The following is a 19,872-nucleotide window of genomic DNA, read 5'->3' on the forward strand; positions in this document are numbered from 1 at the left end:
TGCATTCCCACGCAGAGCGCGGGAACGATCAGGTGTTAAATATTCTGGCGATCGCCTTTCGGGTCGAAGAACACCGATGAAACAATCTCCGCCTCGATCACGCTGCCATCGGCCTGCGGTGAGAACACCCGCTCGCCGATACGCTTCAAGCCGCCCTTCACCACCGCCATCGCGAACGAATAGCCGAGGGAGTTGTGCGCATAGCTTGAGGTGACGTGACCGACCATCTTCATCGGGATCGACTGCTTCGGATCAAACACCAGTTGCGCGCCTTCCGGCAGCCACACCTTCGGATCGACCGGCTTCAAGCCCACCAGTTGCTTACGCTCTTCACGCACGCAGTCTTCACGGTTCATGCCACGCCAGCCGATCCACGAGAACGGCTTGGTCCGGCCCACGCACCAGCCCATGTTCAGGTCGTCCGGGGTCATCGAGCCGTCAGTGTCCTGGCCGACAATGATGAAGCCCTTCTCGGCCCGCAGCACGTGCATGGTCTCGGTGCCATACGGGGTCAGGTTGTATTTCTTGCCGGCGTCGACGATTTTTTCCAGCACGCCCATGGCGTAGTCGGCTTGCACGTTGACTTCGTACGACAGCTCACCGGTAAACGAGATACGGAACACCCGCGCCGGTACGCCGCCCACCAAGCCTTCTTTCCAGGTCATGAACGGGAAGCCGTCCTTGTCCAGGTCGATGTCGGTGACTTCGGCCAGCAGCTTGCGGCTGTTGGGGCCGGACAGGGTCATGGTCGCCCAGTGGTCGGTGACCGAGGTGAAATACACCTTGAGGTCTGGCCATTCGGTCTGTTGGTAGATTTCCAGCCACTGCAGCACGCGTGCCGCGCCGCCGGTGGTGGTGGTCATCAGGAAGTGGTTGTCGGCGAGGCAGGCGGTGACGCCGTCGTCGAAGACCATGCCGTCTTCCTTGCACATCAGGCCGTAGCGCGCCTTGCCCACGTCGAGCTTGGTCCAGGCGTTGGTGTAGATGCGGTTGAGGAACTCACGCGCGTCCGGGCCCTGGATGTCGATCTTGCCGAGGGTGGATGCGTCCAGCAGGCCGACGCTGTCGCGCACGGCCAGGCATTCGCGCTTGACTGCGGCGTGCAGGTCTTCACCGTTGCGCGGGAAATACCACGGGCGCTTCCACTGGCCGACATCTTCAAACTCGGCGCCGCTCTTCACGTGCCAGGCTTGCAGCGCGGTGTAGCGCACCGGTTCGAAGATGTGCCCACAGTGACGGCCCGCGACAGCGCCGAAGGTGACCGGCGTGTAGTTGGGACGGAACATGGTGGTGCCCATCTGCGGGATGGTCACGTTCAGCGAACGGGCGGCAATAGCCAGGCCGTTGACGTTGCCCAGCTTGCCCTGGTCGGTGCCGAAGCCCAGCGCGGTGTAGCGCTTGACGTGCTCGACCGACTCGAAACCTTCGCGGGTCGCCAGTTCGATGGCGGCGGCGGTCACGTCGTTCTGCAGGTCGACAAATTGCTTCGGCGCTCGTGCAGTGGGCTTGTCGTGTGGCACTTGGTAAATAGCCAAAGTCGGCTCTTCCAGGCGGCTCAAGGCTTTTGGCAAGGTACCTTCCACTGGCGCAAAACCGGCTTCGCTGGCAGCGCGCACACCGCCTTCAAAGCCATCTGCCAGGGAGTCGCCAAGGCCGTAGACACCGTTGATGCCACCGACGCACACACGTTTCTGCGGCGCTTCACCCGGTACGAAACCGAGGATGTCTTCACGCCAGGTCGGCTTGCCGCCCAGGTGCGAAGCCAGGTGGACCACCGGGCTGTAGCCGCCGGAGCTGGCGACCAGGTCGCACTCCAGCCATTCGCCTGGGCTGGTGACTTTATGCGCTTTCACATCGATCGCGGCCACGCGGGCGGCGGTCACGTGCTTGCTGCCACGGGCTTCGATCACGGCGCTGCCGGTGAGGATACGAATGCCTTTGGCGCGGGCCTCTTCCACCAGCGCGCCGCGTGGGTTGTGGCGCACATCGGCCACGGCGACCACTTGCAGGCCGGCGTCCAACCAATCCAGCGCAACGCGGTAGGCGTGGTCGTTGTTGGTCGACAGCACCAGCTTCTTGCCAGGTGCCACGCCGTAGCGACGTACGTAGGTGGAAACCGCACCCGCGAGCATGTTGCCCGGCACATCGTTGTTGCCGTACACCAGTGGACGCTCGCACGCACCGGTCGCCAGTACCACACGCTTGGCACGCACACGGTGGATACGCTGGCGCACCACGCCAATCGGCGCACGGTCACCGAGGTGGTCGGTGAGGCGTTCGTGAATGGTCAGGAAGTTATGGTCGTGGTAGCCGTTGACGGTGGCGCGTGGCAGCAGCACCACGTCTGGCAGCGCTTTCAATTCAGCGATGACGCTGGCAACCCATTCGGCAGCCGGCTTGCCGTCGAGGCTTTCACGGGAGTCTAGCAGCGAGCCGCCGAACTCTTCCTGCTCATCGGCAATGATCACGCGGGCACCGCTGCGGGCGGCAGCCAGTGCGGCAGCCAGGCCAGCAGGGCCGGCGCCGACGACCAGCACGTCACAGTGACGGTTGAAGTTGTCGTAGGTGTCCGGATCATTCTCGGTCGGCGAGCGGCCAAGACCGGCGGCCTTACGAATGTACTTCTCGTACGTCATCCAGAACGATTGCGGGTACATGAAGGTTTTGTAGTAGAAACCCGGCGGCATCAGCTTGCCGCCGACCTTGCCGAGGATGCCCATCACGTCATTGTTGACGTTCGGCCAGCCGTTGGTGCTGGTGGCGACCAGGCCCTGGTACAGCGCCTGTTGCGTGGCGCGCACGTTGGGAATCTGGGTGGCTTCGGTGGCACCGATCTGCAGCACCGCGTTCGGCTCTTCGGCGCCGGCGGCAAAGATGCCACGCGGGCGCGAGTACTTGAAGCTGCGGCCAATGATATCGACGCCGTTGGCCAACAGGGCTGCGGCCAATGTGTCGCCTTCAAAGCCTTTGTAGGTCTGGCCGTTGAACGTAAACGTCAGGACTTTATTACGGTCGATCCGGCCACCGTTGGACAGGCGATTGGTCTGGCTCATACCTTCTCTCCAGAGGCCTTGGCGGTGAATTGTGGCTTCTCACCGATCTTGTAGGTTTCAAGAATTTCGTAAGTCAGGGTGTCGCGGGTCGCGTTGAAGTACTGGCGGCAACCGGCGGCATGAATCCACAGCTCGTGGTGCAGGCCACGCGGGTTGTCGCGGAAGAACATGTAGTCGCCCCACTGCTCATCGGTGCAGGTATTCGGGTCCAGCGGGCGCGGGATGTGCGCTTGGCCGGATGCGTGGAATTCCTCTTCGGAGCGCAGTTCGCCACAGTGAGGACAGAAGATATGCAACATAGGGAATTTCTCCTGTTAGTGGGCGACGGCCGCAGCGCCGTGTTCGTCGATCAACGCACCGTTGTGAAAACGGTCGATGGAAAAAGGTGCTGCCAACGGGTGCATTTCACCCTTGGCCAGGCTGGCGGCAAACACGTTGCCTGAGCCCGGCGTGGCCTTGAAGCCACCGGTGCCCCAACCGCAGTTGAAGAACATGTTTGGCACCGGGGTCTTGGAGATGATCGGGCAGGCATCCGGCGTGGTGTCGACGATGCCGCCCCACTGGCGGTTCATGCGCACGCGGGACAGTACCGGGAACATCTCGACGATGGCCTGGATGGTGTGTTCGATCACCGGGTACGAACCGCGCTGGCCGTAGCCGTTGTAGCCGTCGATACCGGCGCCGATCACCAGGTCGCCCTTGTCGGACTGGCTGATGTAGCCGTGCACGGCGTTGGACATGATCACGCTGTCGATAATCGGCTTGATCGGCTCCGACACCAACGCTTGCAGCGGGTGGGATTCGATCGGCAGGCGGAAGCCGGCCAGCGAGGCCATGTGCCCGGAGTTACCGGCAGTGACCACACCGACGCGCTTGGCGCCGATGAAGCCCTTGTTGGTTTCCACGCCGATGCACACGCCGTTTTCCTTGCGGAAGCCGATCACTTCGGTTTGCTGGATCAAATCCACGCCGAGGGCGTCAGCCGCACGGGCAAAGCCCCAGGCCACGGCATCGTGACGGGCCACGCCGCCACGCCGTTGCACGGTGGCGCCGAGTACTGGATAGCGGGTGTTCTTGGAGCAGTCGAGGTACGGAATCTCGTCGGCCACTTGCTTGGCGTTGAGCAGTTCGCCGTCCACGCCGTTGAGGCGGTTGGCACTCACGCGGCGCTCGGAATCACGGATGTCCTGCAAGGTGTGGCACAGGTTGTACACGCCACGCTGGGAAAACATCACGTTGTAGTTGAGGTCCTGGGACAGGCCCTCCCACAGTTTCATCGCGTGCTCATACAGGTGCGCCGACTCGTCCCACAGGTAGTTGGAACGCACAATGGTGGTGTTGCGCGCGGTGTTACCGCCGCCCAGCCAGCCTTTCTCGACCACGGCCACGTTGGTGATGCCGTGCTCTTTGGCCAGGTAGTAAGCGGTCGCCAGACCATGCCCGCCGCCGCCGACGATGACCACGTCGTAGACCTTCTTGGGGGTCGGCGTGCGCCACATCTTCTGCCAGTTTTCGTGGTGGCTGAGGGAGTGCTTGAAGAGGCCGAAGCCCGAGTAGCGTTGCATAGTCATTACTCCAAAACCGCGCTCAGCGATAAACCGGGAAATCAGCGCACAGGGCAGACACGTGCTTGGCTACGTTGGCCTCGACATCGGCGTCGCCGAGGTTGTCGAGGATGTCGCAGATCCAGCCGGCCAGTTCGATGCACTGCGGCACTTTGAAACCACGCGTGGTCACCGCCGGGGTGCCGATGCGCAGGCCCGAGGTCACGAACGGCGACTGCGGGTCATTCGGCACGGCGTTCTTGTTGACGGTGATGTGGGCGCGACCGAGGGCGGCGTCCGCCTCTTTGCCGGTAAGGCCCTGACGGATCAGGCTGACCAGGAACAGGTGGTTATCGGTGCCGCCGGACACTACATCGTAGCCGCGTTTGATAAACACGCTGGCCATGGCCTGGGCGTTGTCGATCACTTGTTGCTGATAGGCCTTGAAGCCTGGCTCCAGCGCTTCCTTGAAGCACACGGCCTTGCCGGCGATGACGTGCATCAGCGGGCCGCCCTGGGCGCCGGGGAATACGGCGGCGTTGAGTTTCTTTTCGATGGCTTCGTTGGCCTTGGCCAGGATCAGGCCGCCGCGAGGACCGCGCAGGGTCTTGTGGGTCGTGGTGGTGACCACATCGGCGTAGGGCAGCGGGTTCGGGTACAGGCCGGCGGCAACCAGGCCGGCGACGTGGGCCATGTCGACGAACAGCAGCGCGCCCACTTTGTCCGCGATCTGACGGAAGCGTGGGAAATCCAGGGTCTTGGAGTAGGCGGAGAAACCGGCCACGACCATTTTCGGCTTGTGTTCGACGGCCAGGCGCTCGACTTCGTCGTAATCGATCAGGCCGGTGTCGGTGTTGATGCCGTACTGCACCGCGTTGTACAGCTTGCCCGAGGACGAAACCTTGGCGCCGTGGGTCAAGTGACCGCCGTGGGCCAGGCTCATGCCCAGGATGGTGTCGCCGGCATTGATCAGCGCCAGGTACACCGCGCTGTTGGCGGACGAACCGGAGTGCGGCTGCACGTTGGCGTAATCGGCGCCGAACAGTTGTTTGGCGCGTTCGATGGCCAGGGCTTCGACTTTGTCCACGTGCTCGCAGCCACCGTAGTAGCGCTTGCCCGGGTAGCCTTCGGCGTATTTGTTGGTGAGGCCGCTGCCTTGGGCTTCCATCACGCGTTTGCTGGTGTAGTTCTCCGACGCGATCAGCTCGATATGATCTTCCTGGCGCTGCTCCTCGGCATTCATGGCCGCCAGCAGTGCGTCGTCATATCCCTGGATCTGGTCTTGTTTGCTGAACATCGCGTCTCTCCCAGCCTTTCGTATTGTTGAGGCCCGTGCAGGGCCCTTTGATGCGATGGTAGGGCTGGCGCAGACAGGTCAAATGCCTACGCACGCCACGCAAAGGTGCGTTTACGACATAGCGGGAACAACGCGGAAAAAATGTGGGAGGGGGCTTGCCCCCGATTGCGGAGTGTCAGCCACTGCATCTGCAAGCTGGCCCACCGCTATCGGGGGCAAGCCCCCTCCCACAGGGGATTACGCGATGATCTGGCGGATGAGTAGCAGCAGCAGGAAATGCAGGGGATAGAGGGTGTAGGCCCAGCGGCGCATGGCGGGTGGCGAAATGTTTTGCCCATGTCGCAATAAGACCAAGCCTGCCAATGGCGCAATCAGGCACGCAGCCAACCCCAACAGCGCCACAGGCGTGCCGCTATCGAGCAGGATTTGCCATTGATTGGCGGCGACACAGACCAAACCTGGCAATACGCTGAAATACCATGGGCGACTGAACACCAACAGCATAGCCAGAGGCAGCAAGACCCCAAACAAACCGAACATCAACTGCGCGGAAAACACGGCCGCAATCGTGACGGCAATTAGCGCCAATCCTCGATCAAAAAGCGCCTTCTGCTGCCATCCTCGGGCAACCAGCAAACCCAGCGCCAGGGTTGGCAACACATTCAACGTATCGGCATCGTCGATAAACATTCGATACGGCACCTCGCTGATCACGCTGAACAGCAACAGCCAGCCCAGATAGCGCCATTGGCCGGTCACAGGCGCATTCCCGACCCGATGCAGGTTCGCCGCAATCGCCAGGCAAAACCACGGAAACGCCAGACGCCCTGGCACATACAAGGCATCCAGGCTTAAACCGACATAGCGCAGGTGGTCCAGCACCATGCTCAGCAGCGCCAGCCACTTGAGCAGATCCAAGGCGCCATCGCGGACGCGTCCGACAGGCATCGTTCCAGTACCGTGCATAATTCCCCAGTGACTTTGCATTTACAGAGCGTGCGCACCCGCGACAATCTTGGTTACAGTGCGCACCAACATCGACCACAGGAATGGGCCATGACCGACAAGAGCCAACAATTCGCCAGTGACAACTATTCCGGCATCTGCCCGGAAGCCTGGGCCGCCATGGAACAAGCCAACCACGGCCATCAGCGCGCCTACGGCGATGATGAATGGACCCACCGCGCCGCCGACGGTTTCCGCAACCTTTTCGAAACCGATTGCGAAGTGTTCTTCGCCTTCAACGGCACCGCCGCCAACTCGCTCGCGCTGTCTTCGCTGTGCCAGAGCTACCATAGCGTGATTTGCTCGGAAACCGCCCACGTCGAAACCGACGAATGCGGCGCGCCGGAGTTTTTCTCCAACGGCTCCAAGCTGCTCACCGCCCGCACCGAAAACGGCAAGCTGACCCCGGAGTCGATCCGCGAAATCGCCCTCAAGCGCCAGGACATCCACTACCCGAAACCACGCGTGGTCACCCTGACCCAAGCCACCGAAGTCGGCAGCGTGTACACCCCGGAAGAAATCCGCGCGATCAGCGTCACCTGCAAGGAGCTGGGCCTGAACCTGCACATGGACGGCGCACGCTTCTCCAATGCCTGCGCATTCCTCGGCTGCTCGCCCGCCGACCTGACCTGGAAAGCCGGCGTGGACGTGCTGTGTTTTGGCGGCACCAAGAACGGCATGGCCGTGGGTGAAGCGATCCTGTTCTTCAACCACAAGCTCGCCGAGGACTTCGACTACCGCTGCAAACAGGCAGGCCAATTGGCCTCGAAAATGCGCTTCCTCTCCGCGCCCTGGGTGGGCCTGCTGGAAAACGACGCCTGGCTCAAGCACGCACGCCACGCCAACCACTGCGCTCAATTGCTGAGCAGCCTGGTGGCGGATATTCCCGGCGTGGAGTTGATGTTCCCGGTGCAGGCCAACGGCGTGTTCCTGCAACTCTCGGAGCCGGCCATCGCAGCGCTGACGGCCAAGGGTTGGCGTTTCTACACCTTCATCGGCAAAGGCGGCGCGCGCTTCATGTGTGCGTGGGATACCGAGGAAGAGCGTGTAAGAGAACTGGCGGCGGATATTCGGAAAGTGATGGAAGCCTGATGCGACGGGCGCTTCAGCCCTTTTCCAGAGACTGTTTGTACGTATTTCTGACAGTATCTATCTAGCCCCTGCCCTGGATAAGATCTCGTCACCCCGAACCAACGGACGCGTTGTTTCGGGGCTGACTGCCTGCCGCATAGTCGGCTGGAAATGGAAATCCCACAGAGGGCAACATCATGGAAATTCAATGCTACACGACTGATTCGCAGCTCCGGTCCGACACCAACGCCACCCTCGTCGGCCTGGACGACCTGAGGAAACTGGCGAACGTCGGTGACACTATCATCGAGCCTTCAAGGCTCTTTACCGTCACCGGAAAAGAGTTCGAAATGACAGCATCCGGCGCATACATCATCAACCTGTTCGTCCGCTAACCCAGCTCCCGCAATGATCGTTCCCACGCTCTGCGTGGGAACGCCTCCCAGGACGCTCCGCGTCCCGCCCCCGCCCACACCAGAATTCAAGGACGAGTCCATGGGCAGAAGCCGCTACCTCATCACCGAACCCGAAAAGCCACACTTCCTGACCTGCACCGTTATGGAATGGCTGCCTTTGTTTACCCGTGATTATCTCGTGAAGCACCTTTTAGATTGTTGGCGCTACCAACAGAACCATGAGGCCCTGAACCTTTATGGTTATGTCATCCTCGAAAACCACCTGCACTTTGTCGCACAGGCTCCTGACTTGGGTAAGTGTGTCAGCCAATTCAAATCCTTTACCGCCCGCACCATAATCGACGACCTGCAAAACAAAGGCTCCGAGCGTGTACTACAACGGCTGCGTTTCAGCAAACGTGCACACAAGACCGATAGGGTTTACCAACTGTGGCAAGAGGGCTCACATGCAGAGCTGGTATACAGCGAGGCAGTAATGCGCCAGAAGCTTGATTATATCCATCACAACCCGGTTAAACGGGGCTACGTAGACTTGGCTGAACACTGGCGATATTCCAGTGCTCGCAACTTTGCGGGAATGAAAGGGCTGATCGATATACAACGCTGGTTCTGAAGATCATTCCCACGCTCCGCGTGGGAATGCAGCCCGTGACGCTCCGCGTCACAATGTATACGCGGGACGCGGAGCGTCCCAAGAGGCGTTCCCACGCGGAGCGTGGGAACGATCAGTCGTCAGAACTCGATGCGCACGTCCCCTTTCGGCACGCTGCAGCACGACAGGATATAACCCTCGGCTTCGTCTTCCTCGGTAATCCCGCCGTTATGGTCCATCGCGACCTCCCCGCCCAGCTTCATCACCTTGCACGTACCACAGATGCCCATGCCACAGGCTTTCGGGATCAGCAGACCAAGCTTCGCAGCAGCGGCGTGGACAGTTTCCCCTGGCGCCACACGAATGCTCTTGCCCGACGCAATGAACTCCACCTGATGCAGATCCGCCAGGTCGATTTCCGGTGCGTCGGCGGCCTGCTCGGCTTGCTCCACCGCATCCGCACGAGCCTCCGGCGGCGTGGCCCCGAACGACTCCTCGTGATACCGCGCCATGTCGAAACCGGCCGCCTCCAGTAGACGCTTCACCGCGTTCATGTACGGCGTAGGCCCACAGCAGAACACTTCGCGCTCGAGAAAGTCCGGCACCATCAGTTCAAGCATCTTGTGGTTCAGGTAACCACGATAACCGGCCCATGGCTCGCCCAGGCCATGCTTCTCGCAGATCAGGTGCAGGCTGAAGTTGTCGATCCGCGACGCCATGTGCTCCAGCTCGCGGTGGTAAATGATGTCTTTGGGCGAGCGGGCGCTGTGGATAAACGTCATGTCGACGTTGGCGTTGGTGTCGTAGAACCAACGGGCCATGGACATCACCGGCGTGATCCCGACGCCGCCGCTGAGGTACAGCACCTTCGGGCTCGGGAAGTCGATGGCGTTGAACAAGCCCACGGGCCCGTGCACCGCCAGCTCCTGGCCTTCGTGCAGGGTGTCATGCAGCCAGTTGGAGACCTTGCCGCCCGGCACGCGCTTGATGGTCACCGAGAAGCTATACGGCACAGAGGGCGAGCTGGAAATAGTGTAGGAACGCATGATCGGCTGCCCTTCGACCTCCAGCTCCAGGGTGACAAATTGCCCTGGCTTGAAGAAGAACAGAATCGGCTGGTCGGCCATGAAACAGAAGGTGCGCACGTCCCAGGTTTCCTGGATGACTTTGACGCACCGGACGATGTGCCGACCATTGGCCCAGGTCTGGGTGGTTACCGGATTCAGGAAATTATTGGACATGTTGTTCTCCACCGCCGACGTCGGCCTTATGGTGGCGATTCTGCGTAACGCCGGAACCACCCATTTACCTATCTGCGACATTCACATACTTATCGCGACCAGCCCCCAACGACCTAGGGTTGCGCGTCGGGAACAGATTGGGCCATGTCGCCCATGGATAAGGTTCTGACGTTGCGCGGCCCCACACTCGCTCCCAACAACGACGCTTTCTTTATGCCTTGCGTAGTACAACCGTAGCCACTATTCGCCGGCCACACAGAATGGCCATGAGGACACACACGATGGACGTCACCGCAACCTTAAGCTTGGGCGATCCGCTGGAACCCGCACGCAAGGCCACCGCGCAGATGCTGCAAGAGCGCGAGCGCACTTTCTCGCTGCCGCAGCCGTTCTACTCTGATGAGCGGCTGTTTGATATCGATATGCAGGAGATCTTCCAGAAAGAGTGGTTGATCGCCGGCATGACCTGCGAAATCCCCACCAAGGGCAACTACCTGACCCTGCAAGTGGGCAAGAACCCGATCATCGTGATCCGTGGCGCCGAAGGCGTGGTGCATGCGTTCCACAACGTGTGCCGCCACCGAGGTTCGCGCTTGTGCACCAGCGACAAGGGCAAGGTCGCCAAGCTCGTGTGCCACTACCACCAGTGGACCTACGAGCTGGATGGTCGCCTGTTGTTCGCCGGCACCGAGATGGGCGCCGATTTCGACATGAAGCAGTACGGCCTCAAGCCGGTCAACGTGAAGACTGCCGGTGGCTACATCTTCATCAGCCTGGCCGAGAACCCGCCGGCCATCGATGACTTCCTGTCGACGCTGAACCACTACATGGAACCCTACGACATGGAGAACACCAAGGTGGCGGTGCAAACCACCTTGATGGAAAAAGCCAACTGGAAGCTGGTGCTGGAAAACAACCGCGAGTGCTACCACTGCAACGCGTCGCACCCGGAACTGCTGAAAACCCTGCTGGAGTGGGACGACGTCACCGACCCACGCGCCGACCAGGCGTTCAAGGACCATGTGGCCGCCTCCGCCGCCGCCTGGGATGCCGAGAAGATCCCTTACGCCCACGCCAGCTTCGGCCTGCGTAACCGCATCGTGCGCATGCCGCTGCTCAAGGGCACCGTGTCGATGACCATGGACGGCAAGCAGGGCTGCGCCAAACTCATGGGCCGCATCAAGAACCCGGACCTGGGTTCGATGCGCATCCTGCACCTGCCCCACTCCTGGAACCACTGCATGGGCGACCACATCATCGTGTTCACCGTGTGGCCGATCAGCGCCCAGGAAACCATGGTCACCACCAAGTGGATCGTGCACAAGGACGCCGTCGAAGGCGTGGACTACGACGTAGCGCGCATGCGCGAAGTGTGGGACGCCACCAACGACCAGGACCGTCGCCTGGCCGAGGAGAACCAGCGCGGCATCAACTCCACCGCCTACCAGCCCGGCCCGTACTCCAAGACCTATGAGTTCGGTGTGGTGAACTTCGTGGATTGGTACAGCGAGCGCATGCTGAACAACCTGGGTGCAGCACCGGCACCGTACCTCAAAGGCGTACCGGTTCAAGGCTGAAGCCCTTCTGTAGGAGCGAGCTTGCTCGCGAAGAACTCACAGGCACGCGTGCATCCTGGGTGCGCGCGTAATCATTGACGTTTTTCGCGAGCAAGCTCGCTCCTACAGGGCTGAGTGTTACCGGTTCAGATATCCAAGCCTTTGAGAAACTGTTGGGCATTGGCGTGGGGCAATTCGCCCGCAGGGATGGGGCTTTCAGTGATCAACAGGATATTTTCGCGGATATTGGTTTCGCCCAATTTCGTCTTGATCTGCTGGCGAACACCGTCATAACTGGCCTCCAGCAGGTCAGCCTCGAACGAGTTGACGCTGATGTTGCCCAGCAGGTCCCGCACCTTGAACTTCTGGCTGAACACATCCGCCGCCACCGGCTCGGCAGTCTTGAAGTAGACACTGCATACCGACACGAGCGACCCGCTGTGGACGACGCTGATCTGCAGGCTGATCACCGATTCGGAGCGCCCGTCGAAACTTGAGCGCGCACGTGTGCTCAGCTCCACATGCGTCTTCGAGGTGTACAGCTGCGATGCCGGACTCGTCAACGGCAGTTCCATCAGCAGTTCAATATCCGCCTCCAGCTGATGCCGCAGCGGTTGGGCCAACACTTTGAAAAACGTGTGCTCGAGTATCCCCATGACACTCACCGAGCGCGTGGGTGACGGCACGGGATAACTGACGGTGTTGAAGTTGGTGATTTTCCAGAACAGCTTGCCCAGGGAATTGCGGTAAAAATCCAACCAGGCGGCCGGGTTGTTGAATCGCGACCCCAGGCTTTTATCCGCTGCCATCTGGCACAGCAGATTGGACTCCAGAATATCGTCGAGCACTTGCGGGCTGGTGACCGAAGGCATCGCCGCTATCAGGTTGCCTGACACCACATGAACTTGAGAGGCAGTAAAACTCATGGCCTTGCTCCTTTGATAGAAAATGCCCGGCCAACCGCGCCGGGCATCCGTCAGCCTTGGTTAAATGTCCAGACCATCAATGAAGTCTTCGGCATTCTTGCCCAGCTTTTTCAGCACCGACTGGCGCACGGTGGCGTACACGTTCTGGTTGAGCACCACCTGTTGCGCAGCGCGATACATCTCGGCGCTGGTGTTGCTCCAGTGCCAGAACAGGAAGCTGCCCTTCTGCACTTCGGTGTGGGCGTTGATACACGTCAACACCGTGACCACATTGCCGTCCTTGTCCTGCATCACCGGCAGGATCTGGAAGGTGCCCAGGTCGTTGCGGGTGCTGCTGACGTCGAACAGCTTCAGCGCATCTTTGTTGTTCGGGTTGTTTTTCAGCGCCAGGAAGGTCTTCTCGGTCACCTTGTACAGCGCACTTTCCGGACTGACCACGCTGCTGATGATTTCCAGCACGACCTGGTCCATGGTGGCATTGGTGTTGCTCGGTTTGTATTTCTGATAGGCCGAAGACACGCGCCCCCACCCCAGGTTGGCCAGGCCATCGGTGTAGAACTTGAACCACTCTTCGCGCTGGGTATCCGGGTTGTACTTCTTGTCCGCCGCCAATTGCATCAGCAGCGTACTGTTTTGCACATCGTCGCGTGCCTGGGACGTCAGGCCGGTCACGAACGACGTAATGCTGCCACGCACGACAGCAGCGCCATCTTCGTCGCTGTTCTGCGCCGCACTGCGCAGTGCAGACGAAGCGCGCTTGAGGTTGGCATTGCCGGTCGACTTGGGTACATCCAGCGACTCGACCCAAGCCAACAGTTTTCCATGATCAGTAATAGACCCCATGAGGGAACTCCTTGTTTTTCATAGGTTAAAGACAACGTTGGGTGTTGCACGGGCGAGCTTTATCCAGAGATCCTTCTCGGATAGACACAAGCTCTTGTCGGTTTGAACGGCACGACAACCGCCACTAATTCAATGGCGAGTGCGCTTTCAAAGGGGTAACAGGCGGGGGTGAAATCAGTTCGGCAGAAGGGCTGTGGCGCATTATCCAGGCTCCTTGGATATGACGGGTTCGCACCAGCATCCTTGCGAGGCGTGTTATGGATCAACATTGAAGATGTGGATAACCTCACTGTCAAATCGTCAACTTAGATCCAAATGCACTTGGCTCTATTCCCTATCGAAATAATCTGTTTCTCTCGGGAGCTGGATGCTTTTTGACCAACTCCTTGTAGGCCACGTATTACATGGCCTGTGAAGCTGCACCAACATCTTATCCACAGAACCGCGCACAGACTTTGTGGGCAACTGTGCCGCGCACTGTGGAAAACTCGCTGTGGCCCCAGGTAATTCGAGAATGGGCACAATCGATCATTTTTTGACCATACCGATCAAACCCTTTGTTTACGGGCCTTTCATCGGATAGCGAACATGTTATCCACATAACCGCCAACAGACTTTGGGGGCAACTTTTAATCCTTTGTGGAAAACCCAATAAAGACCATGAAAATCAAGGCTTCCACTGACATTTTCATGCCAAATGCGCCATTCTGGTCATATTTTAACCACCCCCACCAAAGCCTTTATTTATAAGGGCTACAGCTGACAGCGAACATCTTATCCACAGAAGCGCCAACAGACTTTGGGGGCAAGTCATGGTGTGTTGCTGCGCCGGATGACCTGAAAAACACCGTAAAAACCGTGACTTAGCCTGGTCATTTTTCATACAACCCCCTACAGCCCTTGATCTGCATGGCCTGCGGACAACCACGAACACCTTATCCACAGCCAGGTGCACAGCCATTGTGAGTAACCCAGAGCCTGTACAAAAAACAGTCAACATCTACACTCACCTGTGCAGTCAATTTCACATGCCTGGGTTAACGCGGAAGTCCTTGGCGGGATAACGAGGAGGTAAACCGGTGATGTGGCAGGGCACGCCCAGCCATCACTGCGCCAAAGGTTTTACGCTGATTGAATTGCTACTGACGCTGGCCTTGCTGGCCACACTCGCGACAGTGGCTTATCCGCTGACAGCATTGATGGGTAAACGCGATCGGGAACTGGACCTGCAACGTTCGTTGCGGGAAATACGCCGCGCCATCGATTCCTACAAGGAAGCGGCCGACGACGGCCGCATCGAAAAGAGCGTCAGCGACAGCGGCTATCCCTCCTCCCTGCAAGTACTGGTCGAAGGCGTAACAGACAGGACCGACCTCAAGGGTAAAAAACTCTACTTTCTACGCCGCATTCCCCGCGACCCGCTGTGCGAGTGCCCTGAACTGACGGCAGACAAGACGTGGCAACTGCGCAGCTACAAGAGCACTGCCGACAACCCACAAGAGGGAGAAGATGTATTTGACGTTTCATCCCGCAGTACCCGGGAGAGTTTGAATGGAACGTCATACAACCAATGGTGATCGGGGTTTCACCCTGATCGAGTTGCTGGTGGTCATGGCCATCATCGCGACCCTCATGACCCTGGTCACCCCCCAATACTTCCGTCAGCACGCCAAGGCGCAGGAGACCGTGCTGCGCCACAACCTCTCCACCCTCCGCCAGGCGCTGGACCAATACCGCGAAGACCACGGCAGCAACCCCGAATCCCTGCAGGCCCTGGTGGACCGCCGCTACCTGCGCGAAATCCCGCTGGACCCAGTCACCGGCAAACGCGACACCTGGCAGTTGCAACCTTCCGACGAACAAGGCGTGGGCGACGTGCGCAGCGGCGCCCCCGGCAACGCGAAAGACGGGAGCCCCTATGCAGACTGGTAAACAGCGCCAGCATGGCTCGGTGTTCATGGGGATGTTGGTAACGGTGGCAATCGTGGCCGTGATGCTGATGGAAGTGGGCACCCTGTGGTCCAGCGTGCTGCAGCGCGAGCGTGAGATGGAATTGCTGGCACGCGGCAATGAAATCCGCCGGGCCATCGGCCTGTACTACGCCGCGGGCAACACCTACCCCAAGTCCCTCGACGACCTGGTGCTCGACCGCCGCCAACCGACCACCCAGCGCTACCTGCGTAAAGCCTACGCTGACCCGCTCACCGGCGACCAGGACTGGGGCGTGGTCGAGGGGCCGGGTGAAACCATCATGGGCGTGTTCAGCAAGGCCAAGGGCACGCCCTTCAAACAAGGCAACTTTGCAGTCATTAACCAAGGTTTTACAGGGCAAGGTAGTTATCAAGGGTGGGTGTTTCTGCATGGCTCTGTGCAGAGTAATCCTACAACCGGCACCGCTCCCATGGGAGATCAGCTGAACCGATGATGCCAATTGAACAAACACACTGATCGTTCCAGCAGTTCGGAACTTGTTTATCTGAATTGAAGGTGGACTAGAGCATGAATCACTTACAGCGATATGCGAACGCGTTAATTAAATGGATGCTGGCGGCAGCCTTTATAGGCCCCGCCCTGGTATTCGCTCATGGTGCCGTGGATATACCTATAGCCAAACAAGTGCATTGCAAAACGCTCCCGGACTTTTGGTCGGGCAGCCCCAGTGATGCGGGATGTGCCGCTGTAGATGCCAAGAGCGGGCCATACCCAGGCCAACAATGGAACGAAGTGGCGAAGTTGATTGCGGCACCTGGCTACAACGACCCGGACATCGTCAAAAGGGAGGTCCCCGACGGCCAACTCTGTTCGGCGGCCGACAGCAAAAAAGATGGCCTGAACCTGGTACTGCCCTATTGGTATCGGATCGATGTAACACCCGTCAACGGTATGATGGATGTGCGGATCATCGGGACTGCGCCACATGTTCCAAGTTTCGCCAAGGTTTACCTCACTAAACCTGGCTTCAATCCAGCGGCGTCGCCACTGACTTGGAACGACCTTGTCCTGTTGCACACTGAACAACTGACTGTTGCACAGACCAACTGGGGCAATGAGCCGCCTGCTATAAGCGCCTCGGGTTTCTTCAAGTTCAAGGTGCCTGTTCCTGCAGGCCAGGTCGGCCCGGCAACATTGTTTGTGCAATGGCAGCGTATTGATCCGGCCGGTGAAGGGTTCTACAACTGCAGTGACATCAACCTTGTAGATGCCGCCATCCCAGGAGCGTTCTTCGACCTCGGCCAATTCATCGAGCCCATTATGGATACCCTCAAGGCGGGCGACTCCGTGCATTTCCGTATTTTGGATAACACGCCAGCTGCCAAAGAGGCTGTGGATATTACTCTCCCCATCACGACTGCCAATCTGGATCCGAAGATCTGGGGCGCGCAGTTGGCTAACCAGATCAATCCGTCCATTGCCCGGGTGGGTGAGAAACAAGGCAATAACATCGTCTTCAACTCAACCAACCCCAGAGCAAACTCGGTATTCGCATTGGCCAAAGGTTATTCCAAGGCCATGGCTATTATCCCGGGTGGTGGTCCTGCGCCGACGCCAACGGCGCAGATTACCGGGCCGACCCGCCTGATTGCGGGACAAACCTACACGTTCCACGGCAAGCTCAACAATGCGCAGAACACGCCTCAATATACCTGGGCGCCCGTTGTGGACACGACTGTCGTTAATCAAGCCGATGTAACCGGGACTGCACCGAGAATCGTGCAACCGACCAATTACACGGTTCGCTTGAACGCCCGCGACGGAAATACCGGACCGACCTACCAAGCCACTTACGCCATCACGGTGGAGCCGGCCAATAGTGGGGGTTACCCACCCTACCAACCTGGAACAGCCTACCAGGCCGGCGATAAGGTTTCGCACAATGGCTCAAACTATGAGTGCAAGCCCTGGCCGGCAACCGGCTGGTGTTCTCTGCCAGCCTATGAACCCGGCCATGCCAATGGTAATTGGGTGAATGCCTGGAACAAGCTGTAGACCGTTGACCTGATGAGCGCTGCAGTAATGCGGCGCTCTTTTATCAGACACTATTCAAATACCGATTAAACACAAGAGCTAAACGTTATAACGCCTATTGAGCACCTGTTAGTTGCCAACGCTATAGTTAATTCAATTCGATAGTTCCAAAACCATCAGGCAAACACACTACGAAGTCCTACCGGCGGTGCCCGCTCAACCAGCGGGCCGGGAGAGTCATACACAACCGCCGTACCTTGGCACTCCCAACAGGGTATCCCCATGCGCGCGCCCATACTTATCCACAGTCCCCAACGCGGCTTCACCCTGCTGGAGCTGCTCGTCGTCCTGCTGATCATCGCCCTGCTCGCCGGCTACGTCGGCCCCAAGATGTTCGACCGCCTGGAACTGGCCAAAGTCCAGACCGCCCAGGGCCAGATGAAGTCCATCGCGGATGCCTTGAACCAGTACCGCCTGGATAACGGCAACTACCCCGACGAAGCCCTCGGCCTCAACGCCCTCACTACCCGCCCCGCCAACGCAGCGAACTGGCAGGGGCCGTATATGAAAACGCTGCCGCCAGACCCCTGGGGCAACCCGTACATTTTCAAGAACCCCGGCACCCCGCCCAACGATGCCGAGATCATCTCGCTGGGCCGCGATGGCAAGGCCGGCGGTGTAAACACCTACGCTGACATCGTCTATGGACTCTGACATGTACACGCTGCGGATCGCCCTGACCTTGCTGTGCCTCGTGGGCACCGCCCAGGCCGACTGTTGGCAGTTGGCGGCCAGCCGTTATCACGTCGATCCGCTGTTGCTGTACGCCATCGCCAAGGTCGAATCCAACCTCAACCCCCGCGCACGCAATATCAACGACGACGGCAGCCAGGACATCGGCCTGATGCAGATCAACAGCCGCCACTTGCCCGCCCTCGCCCGATTCGGCATCACCGAACAGCACCTGATGACCCAGCCCTGCACCAGCGTGATGGTGGGCGCGTGGATTCTGGCCGGGTTCATTCAAGAAAAGGGCTACGGCTGGCAAGCGGTGGGCGCCTACAACGCGGGAGCAAAACCCAGCCGGGACCAGCGCCGCGCCCGTTATGCGCTGGCGGTCTGGCGCTACTACGGCGAGTTGCTGCAACAGCGCCAGCAACTGGCAAGGCAGACGCCATGATCGACATTGACGCCCGCATCCTCCGCGACGGCCATTTGCAGACCCTGCGCGTGCAAGCGCTGGATCTCGCCCAGGCACGCCAGCAACTGCTGGCCGACGGCGCCCAGGTCATCTCGCTCAAGGCGCGGCGCCAACTCAGGTTACCCGGCCGCCGCGCCAGATTCGCCCTGGGCCTGTTTATCCAGGAACTGGTGGTGCTGCTGGACGCCGGCCTGGTGCTGGTGGAAGCCGTGGAAACCCTGCGGGACAAGGCGCCACCTGGCATCAACCGCCAGGTCATGAGCGACCTGCTCGCCTCGATGTACGAAGGCAACTCATTGTCCAAGGCCATGCAGCTCAAGCCGCAGACCTTTCCTGCACTGCTGATCGCCACCGTGGCGTCCTCGGAACACAGCGGCCAATTGGCCGTGGCCTTGCGCCGTTATCACCATTTCGAAGCGCATCTGGAGACGGTGAAAAAGCGTGTCAGCGGCGCCCTGATGTACCCGCTGGTGGTGCTCAGCGTCGGTGCGATCATCCTGTTGTTCCTGCTGTTTTTCGTGATACCGCGTTTCGCCTCGGTGTTCGATGCGGTCGCCGATTTACCGGCCACGGCGCGGTTCATGGTGTGGTGGGGGGCACTGGTGGACACGCGCGGCATGGAGCTGCTGATTGGCCTGGTACTGGCGATCGTCGCGCTGATCCTGCTGTTTCGCAGTGCCGGGTTCAAGCGCCGCGCCGCCAACCTGTTCTGGAAAATCCCCAGCCTGGGCGCCCAGCGCACCCTGTTCATCCTCGCGCGGTTCTATCGCACCGCCGGGATGTTGCTGATGGGCGGGATGCCGGTGGTCACGGCGGTGGAATTGTCCGGTGCCCTGCTGCCGCCCGAGCGTCAAGCGGACTTGCGCCATGCCATGACCGATATCCAGGCGGGCCAGCCGCTGTCCACCTCACTGGCCCGCCATCAGCTGACCACCGCCGTGGCCGAACGCCTGCTGCGGGTCGGCGAGCAGAGCGGCGAGCTGGCCGCCATGTGCGAGCGCATCGCGCAGTTTCACGATGAAGCGCTGGAGCGCGCCATCGAGCTGTTCAGCAAGGTCTTCGAACCGCTGCTGATGCTGGTAGTGGGCGGGTTGATCGGGCTGATCGTGTTCATGTTGTACATGCCGATTTTCGAGTTGGCGGGTTCTATCCAGGGGTAAT

General features: G+C 59.8%; 19 protein-coding genes. 11 read left to right on the forward strand and 8 right to left on the reverse strand.

Going from position 1 to position 19,872, the window contains the following annotated elements:
• Positions 1–35: 35 nt before the first annotated feature.
• The 5 genes from BLR69_RS18985 to BLR69_RS19005 form a co-directional block, all read right to left on the reverse strand.
• The gene (locus tag BLR69_RS18985) at positions 36–3,053 is read right to left on the reverse strand and encodes a sarcosine oxidase subunit alpha (RefSeq protein ID WP_071494374.1); all 3,018 of its coding nucleotides are present in this window, start codon (positions 3,051–3,053) and stop codon (positions 36–38) included.
• Entirely contained in the window at positions 3,050–3,352 is a 303-nt protein-coding gene (locus BLR69_RS18990) for a sarcosine oxidase subunit delta (protein WP_017738445.1), read from the reverse strand. The genes BLR69_RS18985 and BLR69_RS18990 overlap by 4 nt, the downstream gene beginning before the upstream one ends.
• A 15-nt stretch (positions 3,353–3,367) precedes the next feature.
• Complete coding sequence (locus tag BLR69_RS18995; protein WP_010207084.1) at positions 3,368–4,618, reverse strand: sarcosine oxidase subunit beta; 1,251 nt, start codon at positions 4,616–4,618, stop codon at positions 3,368–3,370.
• Between the two features lie 22 nt (positions 4,619–4,640).
• Complete coding sequence (gene glyA, locus BLR69_RS19000) at positions 4,641–5,894, reverse strand: serine hydroxymethyltransferase (RefSeq protein ID WP_071494375.1); 1,254 nt, start codon at positions 5,892–5,894, stop codon at positions 4,641–4,643.
• Positions 5,895–6,131: 237 nt separating this feature from the next.
• Positions 6,132–6,860, reverse strand: a complete 729-nt coding sequence (locus BLR69_RS19005) for a TraX family protein (RefSeq protein WP_071494376.1) — start codon at positions 6,858–6,860, stop codon at positions 6,132–6,134.
• 90 nt (positions 6,861–6,950) lie between these two features.
• Between BLR69_RS19005 and BLR69_RS19010 the strand changes: the two genes are divergently transcribed.
• The 3 genes from BLR69_RS19010 (at position 6,951) to BLR69_RS19020 (ending at position 8,999) form a co-directional block, all read left to right on the forward strand.
• Positions 6,951–7,991, forward strand: a complete 1,041-nt coding sequence (locus BLR69_RS19010) for a threonine aldolase family protein (RefSeq protein ID WP_071494377.1) — start codon at positions 6,951–6,953, stop codon at positions 7,989–7,991.
• A 176-nt stretch (positions 7,992–8,167) separates the two neighbouring features.
• Positions 8,168–8,365: a hypothetical protein gene (locus BLR69_RS19015; RefSeq protein ID WP_071494378.1), complete on the forward strand. Its 198-nt coding sequence runs from the start codon at positions 8,168–8,170 to the stop codon at positions 8,363–8,365.
• A gap of 100 nt (positions 8,366–8,465) precedes the next feature.
• Positions 8,466–8,999 carry an REP-associated tyrosine transposase gene (locus BLR69_RS19020; protein ID WP_071494379.1) on the forward strand — a complete coding sequence of 178 codons (534 nt, stop codon included), beginning with the start codon at positions 8,466–8,468 and terminating at the stop codon, positions 8,997–8,999.
• Positions 9,000–9,118: 119 nt separating this feature from the next.
• On the opposite strand, the gene gbcB is transcribed toward BLR69_RS19020, so the two are convergent.
• Positions 9,119–10,219, reverse strand: a complete 1,101-nt coding sequence (gene gbcB, locus BLR69_RS19025) for a glycine-betaine demethylase subunit GbcB (RefSeq protein ID WP_071494380.1) — start codon at positions 10,217–10,219, stop codon at positions 9,119–9,121.
• Between the two features lie 281 nt (positions 10,220–10,500).
• Here gbcB and gbcA point away from each other — a divergent pair, with 281 nt between their 5' ends.
• Positions 10,501–11,796 carry a glycine-betaine demethylase subunit GbcA gene (gene gbcA, locus BLR69_RS19035; protein WP_071494381.1) on the forward strand — a complete coding sequence of 432 codons (1,296 nt, stop codon included), beginning with the start codon at positions 10,501–10,503 and terminating at the stop codon, positions 11,794–11,796.
• Between the two features lie 125 nt (positions 11,797–11,921).
• On the opposite strand, the gene BLR69_RS19040 is transcribed toward gbcA, so the two are convergent.
• Together BLR69_RS19040 and BLR69_RS19045 are read right to left on the reverse strand one after the other, a co-directional pair.
• Positions 11,922–12,701: a hypothetical protein gene (locus BLR69_RS19040; RefSeq protein WP_071494382.1), complete on the reverse strand. Its 780-nt coding sequence runs from the start codon at positions 12,699–12,701 to the stop codon at positions 11,922–11,924.
• Between the two features lie 60 nt (positions 12,702–12,761).
• Positions 12,762–13,544 (reverse strand): hypothetical protein, encoded by a 783-nt coding sequence (locus BLR69_RS19045; protein WP_071494383.1) that lies wholly within the window; start codon positions 13,542–13,544, stop codon positions 12,762–12,764.
• A 1,082-nt stretch (positions 13,545–14,626) separates the two neighbouring features.
• Between BLR69_RS19045 and BLR69_RS19050 the strand changes: the two genes are divergently transcribed.
• The 7 genes from BLR69_RS19050 to BLR69_RS19080 all read left to right on the forward strand — a co-directional run bounded on the left by BLR69_RS19050 (position 14,627) and on the right by BLR69_RS19080 (position 19,871).
• On the forward strand, positions 14,627–15,121 hold the full coding sequence (locus BLR69_RS19050; RefSeq protein ID WP_071494384.1) for a type II secretion system protein: 495 nt from the start codon (positions 14,627–14,629) through the stop codon (positions 15,119–15,121).
• Complete coding sequence (locus BLR69_RS19055; RefSeq protein ID WP_071494385.1) at positions 15,096–15,476, forward strand: type II secretion system protein; 381 nt, start codon at positions 15,096–15,098, stop codon at positions 15,474–15,476. The genes BLR69_RS19050 and BLR69_RS19055 overlap by 26 nt, the downstream gene beginning before the upstream one ends.
• A complete protein-coding gene (locus tag BLR69_RS19060; RefSeq protein ID WP_172832134.1) occupies positions 15,463–15,969 on the forward strand; it encodes a type II secretion system protein in 507 nt (168 codons plus the stop codon). The genes BLR69_RS19055 and BLR69_RS19060 overlap by 14 nt, the downstream gene beginning before the upstream one ends.
• 74 nt (positions 15,970–16,043) lie before the next feature.
• A complete protein-coding gene (locus BLR69_RS19065; protein WP_071494386.1) occupies positions 16,044–17,531 on the forward strand; it encodes a lytic polysaccharide monooxygenase in 1,488 nt (495 codons plus the stop codon).
• 261 nt (positions 17,532–17,792) lie between these two features.
• Positions 17,793–18,224, forward strand: a complete 432-nt coding sequence (gene gspG, locus BLR69_RS19070) for a type II secretion system major pseudopilin GspG (protein WP_071494389.1) — start codon at positions 17,793–17,795, stop codon at positions 18,222–18,224.
• A gap of 1 nt (position 18,225) precedes the next feature.
• Positions 18,226–18,690, forward strand: coding sequence for a transglycosylase SLT domain-containing protein (locus BLR69_RS19075; RefSeq protein WP_071494390.1), 465 nt, complete (start codon positions 18,226–18,228; stop codon positions 18,688–18,690).
• The gene (locus BLR69_RS19080; RefSeq protein ID WP_071494391.1) at positions 18,687–19,871 is read left to right on the forward strand and encodes a type II secretion system F family protein; all 1,185 of its coding nucleotides are present in this window, start codon (positions 18,687–18,689) and stop codon (positions 19,869–19,871) included. The genes BLR69_RS19075 and BLR69_RS19080 overlap by 4 nt, the downstream gene beginning before the upstream one ends.
• The last annotated feature ends 1 nt before the right edge of the window (position 19,872 follow it).

This window comes from Pseudomonas azotoformans, from assembly GCF_900103345.1.
Taxonomy (GTDB): Bacteria; Pseudomonadota; Gammaproteobacteria; order Pseudomonadales; family Pseudomonadaceae; genus Aquipseudomonas; species Aquipseudomonas azotoformans.

Excerpts from the sequence above, each read along its gene's own strand:
- BLR69_RS18985 (WP_071494374.1), bottom strand. The coding sequence starts at position 3,053 with ATGAGCCAGACCAATCGCCTGTCCAACGGTGGCCGGATCGACCGTAAT.
- BLR69_RS18990 (WP_017738445.1), bottom strand. The coding sequence starts at position 3,352 with ATGTTGCATATCTTCTGTCCTCACTGTGGCGAACTGCGCTCCGAAGAG.
- BLR69_RS18995 (WP_010207084.1), bottom strand. The coding sequence starts at position 4,618 with ATGCAACGCTACTCGGGCTTCGGCCTCTTCAAGCACTCCCTCAGCCAC.
- glyA (WP_071494375.1), bottom strand. The coding sequence starts at position 5,894 with ATGTTCAGCAAACAAGACCAGATCCAGGGATATGACGACGCACTGCTG.
- BLR69_RS19005 (WP_071494376.1), bottom strand. The coding sequence starts at position 6,860 with ATGCACGGTACTGGAACGATGCCTGTCGGACGCGTCCGCGATGGCGCC.
- BLR69_RS19010 (WP_071494377.1), top strand. The coding sequence starts at position 6,951 with ATGACCGACAAGAGCCAACAATTCGCCAGTGACAACTATTCCGGCATC.
- BLR69_RS19015 (WP_071494378.1), top strand. The coding sequence starts at position 8,168 with ATGGAAATTCAATGCTACACGACTGATTCGCAGCTCCGGTCCGACACC.
- BLR69_RS19020 (WP_071494379.1), top strand. The coding sequence starts at position 8,466 with ATGGGCAGAAGCCGCTACCTCATCACCGAACCCGAAAAGCCACACTTC.
- gbcB (WP_071494380.1), bottom strand. The coding sequence starts at position 10,219 with ATGTCCAATAATTTCCTGAATCCGGTAACCACCCAGACCTGGGCCAAT.
- gbcA (WP_071494381.1), top strand. The coding sequence starts at position 10,501 with ATGGACGTCACCGCAACCTTAAGCTTGGGCGATCCGCTGGAACCCGCA.
- BLR69_RS19040 (WP_071494382.1), bottom strand. The coding sequence starts at position 12,701 with ATGAGTTTTACTGCCTCTCAAGTTCATGTGGTGTCAGGCAACCTGATA.
- BLR69_RS19045 (WP_071494383.1), bottom strand. The coding sequence starts at position 13,544 with ATGGGGTCTATTACTGATCATGGAAAACTGTTGGCTTGGGTCGAGTCG.
- BLR69_RS19050 (WP_071494384.1), top strand. The coding sequence starts at position 14,627 with ATGTGGCAGGGCACGCCCAGCCATCACTGCGCCAAAGGTTTTACGCTG.
- BLR69_RS19055 (WP_071494385.1), top strand. The coding sequence starts at position 15,096 with ATGGAACGTCATACAACCAATGGTGATCGGGGTTTCACCCTGATCGAG.
- BLR69_RS19060 (WP_172832134.1), top strand. The coding sequence starts at position 15,463 with ATGCAGACTGGTAAACAGCGCCAGCATGGCTCGGTGTTCATGGGGATG.
- BLR69_RS19065 (WP_071494386.1), top strand. The coding sequence starts at position 16,044 with ATGAATCACTTACAGCGATATGCGAACGCGTTAATTAAATGGATGCTG.
- gspG (WP_071494389.1), top strand. The coding sequence starts at position 17,793 with ATGCGCGCGCCCATACTTATCCACAGTCCCCAACGCGGCTTCACCCTG.
- BLR69_RS19075 (WP_071494390.1), top strand. The coding sequence starts at position 18,226 with ATGTACACGCTGCGGATCGCCCTGACCTTGCTGTGCCTCGTGGGCACC.
- BLR69_RS19080 (WP_071494391.1), top strand. The coding sequence starts at position 18,687 with ATGATCGACATTGACGCCCGCATCCTCCGCGACGGCCATTTGCAGACC.